The organism is Virgibacillus sp. LDC1, assembly GCF_025792345.1.
Taxonomy (GTDB): domain Bacteria; phylum Bacillota; class Bacilli; order Paenibacillales; family Paenibacillaceae; genus Paenibacillus_AQ; species Paenibacillus_AQ lautus.
The window spans coordinates 38202-52514 of the sequence record NZ_JAOXLZ010000005.1 but is presented as its reverse complement, the minus strand read 5'-3'; the positions used below and the strand labels follow the sequence as shown (position 1 = coordinate 52514).

The 14313-nt window shown below is 52.7% G+C and carries 12 protein-coding genes; all 12 read right to left on the bottom strand.

Annotation, left to right across the window (positions count from 1 at the left end; all coding sequences use genetic code 11):
• Window positions 1-10: 10 nt before the first annotated feature.
• Window positions 11-1321, bottom strand: a complete 1311-nt coding sequence (locus tag OHJ21_RS24950) for a sugar ABC transporter substrate-binding protein (protein WP_100540304.1) — start codon at window positions 1319-1321, stop codon at window positions 11-13.
• 543 nt (window positions 1322-1864) lie between these two features.
• A complete protein-coding gene (gene purD / locus OHJ21_RS24945) occupies window positions 1865-3133 on the bottom strand; it encodes a phosphoribosylamine--glycine ligase (RefSeq protein ID WP_394059035.1) in 1269 nt (422 codons plus the stop codon).
• Between the two features lie 219 nt (window positions 3134-3352).
• Window positions 3353-4900 carry a bifunctional phosphoribosylaminoimidazolecarboxamide formyltransferase/IMP cyclohydrolase gene (gene purH, locus OHJ21_RS24940; RefSeq protein WP_127590030.1) on the bottom strand — a complete coding sequence of 516 codons (1548 nt, stop codon included), beginning with the start codon at window positions 4898-4900 and terminating at the stop codon, window positions 3353-3355.
• Window positions 4901-5055: 155 nt separating this feature from the next.
• Window positions 5056-5664, bottom strand: a complete 609-nt coding sequence (gene purN / locus OHJ21_RS24935; RefSeq protein ID WP_486021430.1) for a phosphoribosylglycinamide formyltransferase — start codon at window positions 5662-5664, stop codon at window positions 5056-5058.
• Window positions 5664-6704 (bottom strand): phosphoribosylformylglycinamidine cyclo-ligase, encoded by a 1041-nt coding sequence (gene purM, locus OHJ21_RS24930; protein ID WP_127590032.1) that lies wholly within the window; start codon window positions 6702-6704, stop codon window positions 5664-5666. The genes purN and purM overlap by 1 nt, the downstream gene beginning before the upstream one ends.
• A gap of 59 nt (window positions 6705-6763) precedes the next feature.
• Window positions 6764-7069: a hypothetical protein gene (locus OHJ21_RS24925; protein ID WP_394059040.1), complete on the bottom strand. Its 306-nt coding sequence runs from the start codon at window positions 7067-7069 to the stop codon at window positions 6764-6766.
• 46 nt (window positions 7070-7115) lie between these two features.
• Complete coding sequence (purF, locus tag OHJ21_RS24920; protein WP_100540299.1) at window positions 7116-8594, bottom strand: amidophosphoribosyltransferase; 1479 nt, start codon at window positions 8592-8594, stop codon at window positions 7116-7118.
• Window positions 8579-10822 (bottom strand): phosphoribosylformylglycinamidine synthase subunit PurL, encoded by a 2244-nt coding sequence (gene purL, locus OHJ21_RS24915; RefSeq protein ID WP_486021429.1) that lies wholly within the window; start codon window positions 10820-10822, stop codon window positions 8579-8581. Before purL ends, purF begins: the two co-directional genes overlap by 16 nt.
• Entirely contained in the window at window positions 10800-11489 is a 690-nt protein-coding gene (purQ, locus tag OHJ21_RS24910) for a phosphoribosylformylglycinamidine synthase subunit PurQ (protein WP_486021428.1), read from the bottom strand. Before purQ ends, purL begins: the two co-directional genes overlap by 23 nt.
• A 4-nt stretch (window positions 11490-11493) precedes the next feature.
• The gene (purS, locus tag OHJ21_RS24905; RefSeq protein WP_012819094.1) at window positions 11494-11739 is read right to left on the bottom strand and encodes a phosphoribosylformylglycinamidine synthase subunit PurS; all 246 of its coding nucleotides are present in this window, start codon (window positions 11737-11739) and stop codon (window positions 11494-11496) included.
• Window positions 11740-11788: 49 nt separating this feature from the next.
• Window positions 11789-12679, bottom strand: a complete 891-nt coding sequence (locus tag OHJ21_RS24900; protein WP_486021427.1) for a phosphoribosylaminoimidazolesuccinocarboxamide synthase — start codon at window positions 12677-12679, stop codon at window positions 11789-11791.
• A 337-nt stretch (window positions 12680-13016) separates the two neighbouring features.
• Complete coding sequence (gene purB / locus OHJ21_RS24895) at window positions 13017-14312, bottom strand: adenylosuccinate lyase (protein ID WP_100540295.1); 1296 nt, start codon at window positions 14310-14312, stop codon at window positions 13017-13019.
• Between the last annotated feature and the right edge of the window lies 1 nt (window position 14313).

The following is a 14313-nucleotide window of genomic DNA, read 5'->3' as shown; positions in this document are numbered from 1 at the left end:
AAGAACGTAATTACTCGCCAGCTCCACCACTGTTGAGATCTTTCACTTGATTTACAGCTTTATCAAGCGTTTCTTTCACGTCTTTGTTGTTATCCCAGATCTCAGCCAGCGCAGCGCCTACAGGAGACCATACGTTAGCCATTTCAGGAACGGATGGCATCGGTTGGGAAGATTTGAATTGCTCTGTGAATGCCGATACATACTCGTCATTCTTGATTTGATCGTCTTCTTGAGCTTCGTTGTTGGTTGGAACCGATCCAACCAATGCGCTCAGTTTCAATTGCGCTTCCTTGCTTGTTGCAAAGTCAGCAAACAAACGAGCAGCTTGCGGGTATTTCGTGAACGAGCTTACGTACCAAGCTTTGATACCGGAGAACGATACAGCAGGCTGGCCGCCGATCGTTGGGATTGGAGCAACGCCAAGCTTGTCGCCAAGCGCTTCTTTGTATCCGCCAAGCTCCCAAGGTCCGTTAATGTCCATAGCCAGATCGCCGGATGTGAACAGTCCGCGCTTGATATCAGGCGTAATGTCGCCGGATTTAACCGGAAGGATTTCTTTCAGGCTTGCGTAAACTTCCATACTCTTGACTGCGCCTTCATTGTTGAGGCCGATATCGTTGACATCTGCGCCGCCGTTACCAAAGATGTAGCCGCCATTGGAAGCAAGGAATGGATATGCGAAGTACAGGTTACCTGTTTCGAACATAAATCCATATTTGTTCTTGGATTTGTCAGTGAAGGTTTTGCTGAATTCAATAACTTCTTCCATCGTTGTTGGAACTTCTTTTACCAGGTCTTTGTTGTAGTACATCAGGTATGTTTCAGCAGCGCGCGGGTATCCGTACAGAACGCCGTCATAGCTTACGCCTTGGATAGCGGCTTCCGTGTTGCTGCTCTTCGTTTTTTCTTCGAAGTAATCATTTGGCAGAACCAGGTTTGTAGCTACGGCTTTACCCAGGTTATCGTGAGGGAACAGTACAACGTCAGCACCCAATCCAGATGGTCCGTCTTGTTGAAGCTTGGTAACTTGGTCGGTTGGAGACAATTCTTCGATGGTTACTTCAACGCCGTATTTCTCGGTAAATTCTTTTGCAACCGCATCCGTGTAGGCTCTTTCGTCTCTACTTTCCCATACGATCAATTTAGCGCCTTCTTCTGGCTTAAGTTCTGGTGCTTCTGTATTTTCGGCCGGCGTCTCCTGGGCCGGTGGATTCTCAGCAGGTGCCTCAGCAGCAGGAGCAGGTGAATTTCCTCCGCACGCTGTAATGGAGAACGCCAACGTGAAGGTTGCAGCTAGCGTAAGTAGTTTCTTCATCTTCATTCCATGATTACCCCTCTCAATAAATGATCAGAAAATGTTGGAAATCTGCGCAAACGATTTCAGAAAATTTTCAGCGTCTCTTTTTCTATGTAGCATCTGACGAGATACTTTGGAAAAATCCCGTTGAGAAAGCGCTTCATTCACTGAAAACATCATACAACATTTAATATCGAATGTAAAAACGTTTGCACAGATCATTTTTAGCCGTTTTAAGCATATAATCTCTTATTACCTTCACTATTCACTCTATTTCGTAAGTTATCATAAAAATAGTTGTGCATATGCTGTGCAATTCAGTCATTTCACACGTTATTTGAGACAAGAATGCATAATAAATGGTTGCTTGTTGAACAAACGTTTGCACAATAATGTGAATTAGAAATGATTAAGCCCGACCTACCAGGAGGCGAACTTAAATCTTAGCTTTACTCCCTTTATGCATTTCCGATAACAGCAAGAAAGGACTACCGCTCATGATCTTTGAATACAGATCGGCGGCAGTCCCTCCATTTTTTTGCATGGATGTTAGCGAATGAAGCTTGCTTATTGCAGCGCCTTGAGCGCAATATCCGTCCGGTTAAACTTCCCTTCAAATGCAATCGCTTCTGCCCGTTCATAGGCTTTCGCACGTGCTGAAGCAATATCAGCCCCTAAACCGACAACGCCCAGGACACGTCCCCCATTCGTTCTCCACGTTCCATCGGCATCGCGAGAAGTGCCCGCATGAAATACAATCGTCCCGTCCTGCTCGTTGTCCAGCCCAGTGATCGCAATTCCTTTCGGATACGATGCAGGATAACCGCCGGAAGCCAGAATGACGCATACAGCTGCTTCGTTACTCCACTCCAGCTCAAGATCAGCCAGATTTCCATTTACGGCTGCAAGGAAAACGTCAAGCAGATCGGTCTTCAGACGCGGCAATACGACCTGCGTTTCCGGATCGCCGAATCTGGCGTTGAATTCGATCGTCTTCGGTTTGCCGTCCGGCGTGATCATCAATCCGGCAAACAGAACGCCCCGGAACGGACGCCCTTCGGCTACCATCGCTTTGGCCGTAGGCTTGATGATCGTCTCAATCGCCTCTTCAATGATGGATGACTGAATATGAGGCAATGGCGAATAAGTTCCCATTCCTCCCGTATTCGGTCCCTGATCTCCATCATAAGCCGGTTTATGATCCTGTGCCGCCGACATCGGCTTCACGGTTTCACCATCCACAAAGGCCAAAATCGACATTTCCTGGCCTTCCAGGAACTCCTCGATGACCACCCGGCTTCCGGCATCGCCAAACACCTTCGATTGCATAATATCGCTGAGGGCCTGCTCGGCTTCCTCGATCGTCCGTGCAACGGTAACGCCCTTGCCGGCTGCGAGCCCGTCTGCTTTCACGACGATCGGCGCACCTTGCTGGCGCAAGTAAGCAAGCGCCTCCTCGTAATCGTCGAACTTCGCGTAAGCTGCCGTCGGAATATCGTATTTATGGAGCAAATCCTTCATAAAGGTTTTGCTGCCCTCGATTTCGGCTGCATTTTTACGCGGACCGAATACCGGGATGCCTGTAGCGTCAAATGCATCCACAATGCCGTCAGCCAGCGGATCATCCGGACCGACGACGATGAGTCCCACTTGCTTCTCCACGGCGAATACCGCCAGCTTATCAAACTCTGATACCGCAATCGGCACGCACTCGGCCAGCTGTCCGATGCCGGCGTTGCCGGGTGCGCAGTAAATCTTATCCGCTTTCGGGCTCTTCGCCAATGCCCATACGATGGCATGCTCTCTTCCGCCGCCTCCGATAACCAAAATATCCATGGTTTTCCCTCCCGCTTCATTTCAAATTCACCGATAAAATTTCATAACATGAATGATTTACAGGGCGAAGCGTGAGGTCGCCTTCACCTTCTTGCCCCCTTAAACTTAAAGGCGGCGCGCTCGAAAGAGCGGCGTCGCCTCTATATGCTGCTGAATGAAAGGTGATCCTTCAGCTGCAGCCTGAAGGCTGCAGCGAAGCCCCCTTTTTAAACGCATGAATTAGTGCTTGAAATGTCTCACGCCGGTAAAGACCATGGCGATCCCGTATTCGTTGGCTGCCTTGATGGATTCCTCATCCTTAATGGAGCCGCCCGGTTGAATGATGGCCGTAATGCCGGCTTTCGCCGCAAGCTCCACGGTATCTCCCATCGGGAAGAACGCATCGGAAGCGAGAACGGCGCCTTTGGCTTTCTCCCCCGCCTGCTCCACCGCAATGCGCGCGGAACCGACACGGTTCATCTGCCCTGCGCCAACGCCAACGGTCATGTCGTCCGCTGCCAATACGATTGCGTTCGACTTCACGTGCTTGACTACCTTCCAGCCGAAGAGGAGCTGCTTCAGCTCGGCTTCCGTAGGTTTACGATCCGTTGCAACTTGCAGGTCTGCGACATCCAGGGAATGCACATCGCTTTCTTGTACAATCATGCCGCCCTCGATGGTTGTCACGGCAAGCGTGCTTTGGCGCTCCTTGGCCGAGCCGAACTCGCCCATCTTCAGAAGACGGATGTTCTTCTTCTTCGTCAGAATCTCCAGCGCCTCAGGCGTGAAGTCAGGTGCCAGGATAATTTCAAGGAAGATATCCTTCAGCAGATCTGCCGTCGGCGCGTCAATCGTCCGGTTCGCCGCCACGATGCCGCCGAAGATGGATGTCGGATCCGCATTGTAAGCTTTTTGATAAGCTTCCAACACATTCGTCCCGATGCCGACGCCGCAAGGGTTCATATGCTTCACCGCCACCACGGTCGGCTCGTCAAACTCCTTCACGATCTGCAATGCCGCATTCGCGTCATTGATATTGTTGTAAGAGAGCTCTTTGCCGTGCAGCTGCTCCGCTGTCGTCAAGGTACCCGCTGGTGCCAGCGGTTTACGGTAAAATGCCGCCTTTTGATGCGGATTCTCACCGTAACGAAGGTCCTGAATTTTCTCGTAGGTTACGCTAAAGCGCTCAGGAAGCGGATTCCCTGTCACATTCGACAAATAGTCGGAAATCAACGTATCGTAGGCCGCCGTATGACGGAATACCTTGGCTGCAAGACGTTTACGGGTTTCCAAGGTCGTGTCGCCGCCGCCCCGGATCTCCTCAATCACGCTGCCATAATCCGCAGCATCGACAACCACGCTCACAAAAGCATGGTTTTTCGCAGCCGAACGCAGCATTGTTGGACCGCCAATGTCGATATTTTCGATTGCATCTTCATACTCGACATCCGGCTTCGCGATCGTTTCCTGGAATGGGTACAGGTTCACCACGACCATATCGATGTAATCGAGGCCCAGCTCCTGCATCTGACGCTGATGCTCTTCACTGTCGCGAATGGCAAGCAAGCCGCTGTGCACAGCTGGATGAAGGGTTTTGACGCGTCCGTCCAGAATCTCCGGAAATCCGGTCACATCGGAAATACCGATGACAGGAACTCCTTCTTTGGCGAGGAGGTTCTTGGTTCCCCCTGTCGAAATGATCTCTACACCCAATGAAGACAACTCGCGGCAAAATTCCACGATGCCGGTTTTATCCGAAACGCTGACCAAAGCTCTTTTGATACCCACGTTCATACCCCCTATTTTGAATGAAAATCAACTAAGTAAGCCTGTCTTGATTCCGTAGATGCTGTCGAAGATCCATAATTGCAAATTATTTCCCGAGAAATATCGAACATGTCGATTCACTGTAAGACCTTGTCCGCTTTTATTACAAAAGCAATTTACGCAATCGTCACATTCCGCCCGTTCAACGAAATCCGGCCCTGAGCGAACCAGGAAACGACTTCAGAGTATAACTTCTGCTCCACCGTGTGAATACGCTGTGCCAGCACTTCCGCCGTATCGCCTTCCTTGATCTCTACCGCCTTCTGAGCAATAACGGGTCCGGTATCCATGCCACCATCCACGAAATGAACCGTGACACCGGTCATCTTCACCCCATAGTCCAGCGCTTGGCCAATCGCGTCTTTACCTGGAAAAGCAGGCAATAGCGAAGGATGAATGTTGATAATCCGGCCGCTATAGAACTCGACAAAGGAAGGGCTCAGCAGCCGCATATATCCTGCAAGAACAATCAATTCGACACCGCGCTGCTGAAGCTCCGCCGCAATCTCCCGTTCGTAATCTTCCTTCGAGGCATATTCCTTCGGCTGAAACGCGAATACATCCACATTCGCCGCTTTAGCCAGCTCTACGACGGGAGCCTGCGGCTTGTCGCATACCAGAATGCTGATCTCGCCGCCCAAAGCTCCCCTTTGCTGCGCGTCTGCCAAAGCCTGAAAGTTGCTGCCCCTGCCGGAAGCGAAAACCGCAATCCGAAACGATCTCATTAAACCTCAGCTCCCGTGAAGGTTACGATGCGCTCGCCTTCGGTCACGCGGCCGATCACATAAGCCTCTTCGCCTGCGGAACGGAGGTATTGAAGCGCCCCGTCTGCATCCTGTTCCTTGACGACAAGCACCATGCCGATTCCCATATTAAATGTCGTAAACATATCCTTGTTCGAAATGCTGCCTTTTTCCTGCATCAGCTTAAAGATCGGCAGGATCGGCCAAGCACCGTATTCGATGTCGACATTGACGCCATCCGGCAGCATACGCGGAATATTCTCGATGAATCCGCCGCCCGTAATATGCGCCATGCCCTTTACTTCGATCTCTTTCAACAGTCCGAGCAGCGGCTTCACATAAATTTTGGTCGGTGCGAGCAGCACGTCACCAAGACGTCCGCCCAGTTCCGGAAGCTCTTGCTGAAGGGAGTAGCCGGCGTCCTCCAGAAGCAGCTTGCGGACAAGCGAGAAGCCATTACTGTGCACGCCGCTGGATGCTAGACCAATCACCGTGTCCCCTGCCGCGATATTCGACCCGTTGATCATTTTGCTTTTGTCGACAATCCCTACGGTAAAGCCCGCGATGTCATACTCGCCTTCGCTGTACATACCCGGCATTTCCGCCGTCTCTCCGCCGATCAGGGAACAGCCTGCTTGGTTGCATCCGTCTGCGATCCCTTTGACAATGGATTCGATTTTGGATGGAATGACCTTGTCACACGCTAAATAGTCGAGAAAAAAGAGCGGTTCTGCGCCTTGCACCACAATATCGTTGACGCACATCGCTACCGCATCGATGCCGATGGTATCGTGTTGGTCCATCGCAAATGCGAGCTTCAGCTTTGTGCCGACGCCATCCGTGCCTGAGACGAGTACCGGCTCTTCATATTGGTCTTTATTCAGCTTAAACAGTGCGCCAAAACCCCCGAGGTCGGTCATGACTTCCGGTCTGAAAGTCGTTTTGACATGCTTTTTCATCCGCTCTACCGCTTCGTTGCCTGCAGCGATATCCACGCCTGCTTGTTTGTAAGTATCCGACACGCGCACAACACTCCTTTTTCGTTATGACGAAAGTATCCATTCATATATCATTTATGGGCTTAATCAATAATCAGCTTAAAGAGGTTGTTCAAAAAGCTCTCTTTTGATAAGAAAACCAATCGAGGCCAATCAAGGATGAGCGACCGCGATTCAAAGGTAGGTTTTCTTGCGATATAGAATTTCATCAGCTCTGCTGATAACGAATAAATTCTATATCTAACACGAAGTGAATCAGGAAGCCACTCAGCATCGAATCTTGAATTCAGCCAGGCCTTCTGGTGCTCACGTACCAGACGTACGCTCCGCTCCTCAGTCCCTTTCTTCATCCAACCTTCTCGGTGCTGAAAACCGACCTTTTTGAACACGCACTTAAAGGATAAAACCTAGAAAAAATGGCTGTCCACTGCAGAATCAGCAGCTGCAGCCCATCTTCTCTTCCCCGTTAAAATCAATCTGCGTCGGGTAATCATTATCAAAGCATGCCATGCACAACCCGCCTTTAGGGCTCTGCTCATCATAACCGCCAATAGCGGATATGAGGCCCTCCGGGCTCAGGAACGATAAGGAATCCGCGTTGATTTCCCGGCAGATTTCCTCGACGCTTTTCTCGGAGGCGATCAGCTCCCTGCGGTCCGGCGTGTCGATGCCGTAGAAGCAAGGGTTCTTGAACGGCGGCGACGTAATCCGCACATGCACTTCGGTCGCGCCCGCTTCGCGAAGCAAATTAACGATCCGGCGGGACGTGGTTCCCCGTACGATCGAGTCATCGATCATGACCACCCGTTTGCCTTCGACGACGCGCCGTACCGCGCTCAGCTTCATCTTCACGCCCTGCTCGCGCAGCTCCTGGCTCGGCTGAATGAACGTCCGGCCCGTATATTTATTCTTGATTAATCCCAGCTCGTAAGGAATGCCCGTTTGCTCGGCATAACCGATCGCGGCCGAGATGCTGGAATCCGGTACGCCCGTAACGACATCCGCATCCACGAACGATTCCAGGGCCATCTTGCTGCCCATCCGTTTGCGGGCCGAATGCAGGTTGGAGCCGTTCAGATCGCTGTCCGGACGGGAGAAATAAATATATTCCATCGCGCACAGCGCTTTGCGTCCCGCTTCCGTATAACGCTCTTCCCGAAGCCCGTTCCGATCGAGGATCAGCAGTTCCCCGGGAGCGACATCGCGGATCGCCTCCGCCCCGATGACTTCAAGCGCACAGGTCTCGGAGGTGAAGATATACGCATCGCCCAGGCGCCCCATCGTGAGCGGACGGAGTCCGTTCGGGTCCGAGGCGACGAGCAGCTTGTCATTGGTCATGAGCAGAAACGCAAAGCCGCCCACCAGGCGCTGTAAGGCATCCTTGGCAGCCTCGACAAAATCCTTCGGCGAACGTGCGATCAAATGCGCAATGACCTCCGTATCGCTGGTCGTCTGGAAAATGGAGCCCGCCATCTCCAGCTCGCGCCGAAGCTTCGGCTCGTTCACGATGTTGCCGTTCGTTGCGATCGCCAGATTGCCCTCGCGATATTTAAAGACGAGCGGCTGCGCATTTGTCAGCCTGCTGTCCCCGCTGGTCGAATACCGGACATGCCCGATCGACATGCTGCCCTGCAGCGATTCCAGCTTATCTTTATCAAATACTTCTTTTACCAGCCCCATACCGCGGTGATAATTGAAATTCTCGCCATCGGCCACGCAGATTCCTGCGCTTTCCTCGCCGCGGTGCTGGAGGGCGTGAAGCCCGTAATAGGAAAGGGAGGCGGCATCGGAATGCCCAAACACCCCGAATACGCCGCACTCTTCTTTTAATGTATCGAAAATATCGCTCTGACCTGTTCCCTCATTGTAGTAATCCCCTGTCCACAGTCCTTCGGGTATCAGTTCATGAGACATGGAATGGCATCCTCCCAGACGGATTTCAAAGCCTCCACGGATTCTTCCAGCGCAGAAGCACCGTTAATGTTAATGCTAAGCTTGTTTCCGCCGACTACGCCAAGCGCGGTAAATGGAACGCCCGCTTCTTGCAGGAGCTTCTCCAGCGCGTTCTTATGATCAGGAGACACGGAAAGCACGATCCGGGATTGGCTCTCGCTAAAGAGCGCTACGTCGCTGCGCAGATCGGTTGACCACTGCACGCTCGCCCCAACGTTGCCGCTGATGCAGCTCTCTGCCAGTGCGGCTGCAAGTCCGCCCTCCGACACGTCATGCGCGGATTGTACCAGACCGGATTGGATAGCCTTCAGTACGCCGCCGAGCAATTTCTTCTCGGTATCCAGGTTGAGCTCCGGCGGTCTGCCTTCCGACACCCCGTGAATCATCGCTTGGAACTCGCTGCCTCCCAGTTCGTCACGGGTATCGCCCAGCACATAGATGGCATCGCCTTCCGCCTTGAAGCCCTGCGTTGTAATATGATCCGTATCATGGATCAGGCCAACCATGCCGACAACCGGCGTCGGATAAATCGCGCCTTTGGCATTCTCGTTGTAGAGGCTGACGTTTCCGCCGATAACCGGAGTTTCAAGCACACGACAAGCTTCCGCCATGCCGTCCACGGCTTTTTCCATCTGCCAGAAAATTTCCGGCTTCTCCGGGCTTCCGAAGTTCAGGTTATCCGTAATCGCCAGCGGCTCTGCACCGGAGCACACGATGTTGCGCGCTGCTTCGCTGACCGCGATTCTGCCGCCAAGCTCAGGGTCGAGATAGACGTAACGTCCGTTACAGTCCGTTGTCATCGCGAGCGCTTTGCGCGTTCCATGCACCGTTACGACGGCAGCATCCGAACCCGGACGAACGGCCGTGCTGGTGCGAACCATATAATCATATTGGTTGTATACCCATGCTTTGCTTGCAAGACTCGGCGAACCGAGCACCTTCTTAAGGGCACCGCCCAAATCCTTCACTTCTTCATAACGGAGCGTATCCACCGCAGCCTGCTCTTGGTAATAAGCCGGTTCTTGGGATGGTTTGTTATAGATCGGGCATTCGTCGACGAGCGCTTTAACCGGCATGTCGCCTACGACCTCACCGTGGTGGATCAGCTTCAGGCGACCATCATCCGTCACTTTGCCGACTTTGGCGCATATGACACCCCAGCGTTCAAAGATTTCTCGTGCTTGGGCTTCATGCTTCGGCTCAACCACGAACAACATCCGTTCCTGGGACTCCGACAGCATCATTTCATAAGGCGTCATGCCCTCTTCGCGCTGAGGCACTTGGTCCAGGTACAGCTCAAGACCATTGCCTGCTTTACTTGCCATTTCCGCACTGGAGCATGTCAAACCAGCCGCGCCCATATCCTGAATGCCCAGCACGATGCCGGAATCAATCAGCTCAAGGCAGGATTCCATCACGAGTTTCTCCATGAACGGATCGCCGACCTGAACGGCCGTACGGTTCGCTTCGGATTCCTCCGTCAGCTCTACGGAAGCGAAGGTCGCCCCATGAATGCCATCTCGGCCAGTTGGAGGCCCGACATAAAAGACCGGATTGCCTACCCCTTTTGCAACGCCGCGCTGAATTTTATCATGGTCGATAACGCCGACGCACATTGCATTGACCAGCGGATTGCCCTCATAGCTTTCGTCGAATACCACCTCGCCGCCTACCGTCGGGATCCCGATGCAGTTGCCGTAACCGGCAATGCCGGACACCACGTGCTCGAACAAATATTTAACGCGATCGCTCTCCAGCTTGCCGAAGCGAAGCGAGTTGAGAATCGCTACCGGTCTTGCCCCCATGGAAAAAATATCGCGGATAATGCCGCCAACGCCCGTGGCTGCGCCTTGATAAGGCTCTACAGCGGACGGATGGTTGTGACTTTCGATTTTGAATACAACTGCCTGGTTGTCGCCGATATCGACGATCCCCGCACCCTCGCCCGGTCCCATCAGGACGCGCGGGCCGCTTGTCGGGAAACGACGAAGCAGCGGCTTGGAATTTTTGTAGGCGCAATGCTCGGACCACATGACACTGAATACGCCGATTTCCGTATAATTCGGCTTGCGTCCCATGAAGGAACAGATCAGCTCGTACTCGCTGTCCGAAACTCCCATCTGCTTGTAAATCTGATGCTCTGCGATCTGTTCTGCCGTCGGTTCCTTAACGGACTTTTGCTGCGCCATGAGTATCCCTCCATGCCTGTAATATGGATGTAAACATTGCTTTACCGTCATCCGAGCCGAGCAGGCTGCTCACCGCGCGCTCCGGATGCGGCATCATGCCGATCACGTTGCCCCGCTCGTTGCAGATGCCCGCGATATCCTCGATCGAGCCGTTCGGATTGTTCTGATACGTAAATACGATTTGCCGGTTGTCCCGGAGCTTTTGAAGCGTTTCTTCGTCACAGTAATAGTTGCCTTCGCCATGCGCGATCGGAATGACAATCTCTTGTCCCTCCGCATAGTCGCGGGTAAACGGCGTTGTATTATTGTTCACTTTGAGCACCGTGTCATGGCAGCGGAATTTCATCGAATCGTTGCGGCGCAGAGCTCCCGGAAGGAGTCCGGCCTCCGTCAAAATCTGAAATCCGTTGCAGATGCCAAGAATATACTTGCCCTCTTCTGCCGCTTTCGCCACTTCGCTCATAACCGGGGCGAATCGGGAAATCGCACCACACCGGAGATAATCTCCATAGGAGAATCCGCCCGGAACCAAAATGCAGTCGTATGGGGAAAGATCCGTTGCCGTATGCCATACATAATCCACCGGCTGACCGATCGTCTCTTCTACCGCCTTATAACAGTCAATATCACAATTGGAGCCAGGAAAGACCAGCACTGCAAATCTCATTGGTTTAGCCCTCCAATTCATAACGGTAGTTCTCAACCACCGTATTCGCCAGAAGCTTCTCGCACATTTCTTTCACTCGCAGCTCGGCTTCCTCACGGTTGTCCGTACCCAGCTCAAGTTCCATATATTTACCGATCCGCAGACTTTCCACTTCCTTGTACCCAATCGAATGAAGCGCACCCTGCACCGCTACCCCTTGAGGGTCCAATACGCTCTGCTTAATCGTGACGTAGACCTTTGCTTTCAACATTGTATCCTGTTCCTCCTCGGTATATATGAATGAAATGGTTTATAAAAGCTTACAGGCTTGCACCCGTGATTCGGCTGTAAATATCGGTGTAGCGGCGCGTCGTCTCCTCCACCACGGCTGGCGGCAGGGGATCCGGCTCACTGTTCTTATCCCAATCGGACGAAGCGAGATACGTGCGCACAGGCTCCTTATCCATACTGTCAATCTCAATGTCGAGCGCATAATTCTTCTCATCCCAGAAACGGGAGGAATCCGGCGTGAAAATCTCATCGATCAAAATGATCTCTCCATCGATCAATCCGAACTCAAACTTGCAGTCGGCCAAAATAATGCCGTGCTCGCTGCAGTAATCGCGGGCAAACTTGTACAGCATCAGGCTTTTGTCCTGCAGCTGCAGCGCCAGCTCCTCGCCGACAAGCTCCTTCATGCGGGAGAGCGAAATGTCCTCGTCATGACCGACATCGTTCTTGGCAGCCGGCGTGAAGATCGGCTCCGGAAATGCCTCATTCTTGCGCAGGCCCTCCGGCAGTTTAATGCCGTTGACCTCTCCCGAGGACTGATACTGCCTCCAGCCCCCACCGGTAATGTATCCGCGAACCACGCATTCGATATCGATGCGCTCGGCCTTGCGGCACACCATGATTCGCCCATCCAACAGGTCCTTGTCCTTGACGGCATCGCCCAGGAGGTTCACGTCCGTATGCACGACATGATTGCTGATAAGCTGTTCCGTTTGTTCAAACCAGAAGGCGCTCAGCTTGTTCAGAACGGTTCCTTTGGCTGGTACAGGCGGCTCCAGCACATAGTCAAAAGCGGAAATGCGGTCGGTTACTACAATGAGTACATGCTCGCCCAGGTCGTATAGTTCACGAACCTTGCCCTTGTACAGCAGCGGTACGTTGACCAGATGCGTGGCGGTCGATAATGCCGGTAATGTCATGTGTTCCTCCCCTTGGGACGACGTATGGCTCGGCTTGAGACTGTCGCTCCCTGTATTTCTATCGGATGAAAAATAGAATGCTCAGTATCATGTTAAAAGTCTTCAGCTTATTCATCACTACGAATGCGGATTGTTTTTCCGATCCCTGTTGCCCCCAGATTTCCTTGAAAATATGATTCAAAGATTGAAATCCGGGGGCAGCATATGCTTTCGATGCTAGCTTTCCTACGGAAAGCTTTCAGGAGACCGCTGACGCTTCTACAAAACAATTCCGCCTTCTCCGTTGTAGTGATTCTCAAGTTCATAGAGCCTTCAGGCCCTAATTCAAATTTCTTAACTACTCCAGTCCCAGCTTGGCAAAAATCGTATCCACATGCTTCAGATGCCAGCTTGGATTAAAGGCATCTTCGATCTCCTCGGCGCTGAGCACCTCGGTGATCTCAGGCGTGGATTCCACAATCTCGCGGAATTGACGCTGCTCTTCCCATGCCTGCATGGCGCGGGGCTGAACGGTGTCGTACGCTTGCTCGCGGCTGAAGCCCTTGTCGATCAGCTTCGTCAGGATGCGGCCAGAGAAAGGAACGCCGTATGTGCGAGCCATGTTGCGCTTCATGTTCTCCGGGAAGACCGTCAGGTTCTTCACGATATTGCCAAAGCGGTTCAGCATATAGTTCAGCAGCATCGTAGCGTCCGGCAGGATAATACGTTCTACCGAGGAGTGGGAAATATCCCGCTCATGCCAGAGCGACACGTTCTCGTAAGCGGAAACCATGTGACCGCGAATGACGCGCGCAAGGCCCGAGATGTTCTCCGAACCGATCGGATTCCGTTTATGCGGCATCGCGGAGGAACCCTTTTGTCCTTTGGCGAATGCCTCTTCCACCTCGCGAACCTCACTCTTCTGGAGCGCGCGGACTTCGGTAGCGAACTTCTCAAGCGAAGTAGCGATGAGCGCAAGGGTTGCCATGTATTCCGCATGCCGGTCACGCTGCAGCGTCTGGGTCGAGATCGGCGCCGGTTTCGTGCCAAGCTTGCGGCAGACGAATTCTTCTACCGAAGGATCAATATTGGCGTACGTGCCGACAGCACCCGAGATTTTGCCGTACTGCACGCCGTCAGCCGCGTGGCGGAAACGCTCCAGGTTGCGGATCATTTCTTCATGCCACAGCGCCATTTTCAAACCGAAGGTTGTCGGCTCTGCATGTACGCCATGCGTTCTGCCCATCATTGGGGTATGCTTGTAGGCCAGTGCCTTCTCTTTCAAAATACCGATAAAGCGCAGGATGTCCTGCTCCAAAATATCGTTGGCTTGCTTGAGCAAATATCCCATCGCGGTGTCCACCACATCCGTCGAAGTCAAGCCGTAGTGGACCCATTTGCGCTCCTCGCCAAGGCTTTCCGATACCGCCCGGGTAAAAGCGATGACATCATGGCGGGTTTCCTGTTCGATTTCATAGATCCGATCCATATTAAAGGTCGCATTCTGGCGAAGCTTAACGGTATCTTCCTTCGGAATGACGCCGAGATCCGCCCATGCTTCGCATGCGCACAATTCCACTTCCAGCCATGCTCTGAATTTGTTCTCCTCGGTCCAAATCGCCCGCATTTCCGGTCTGCTGTAACGTTCAATCATC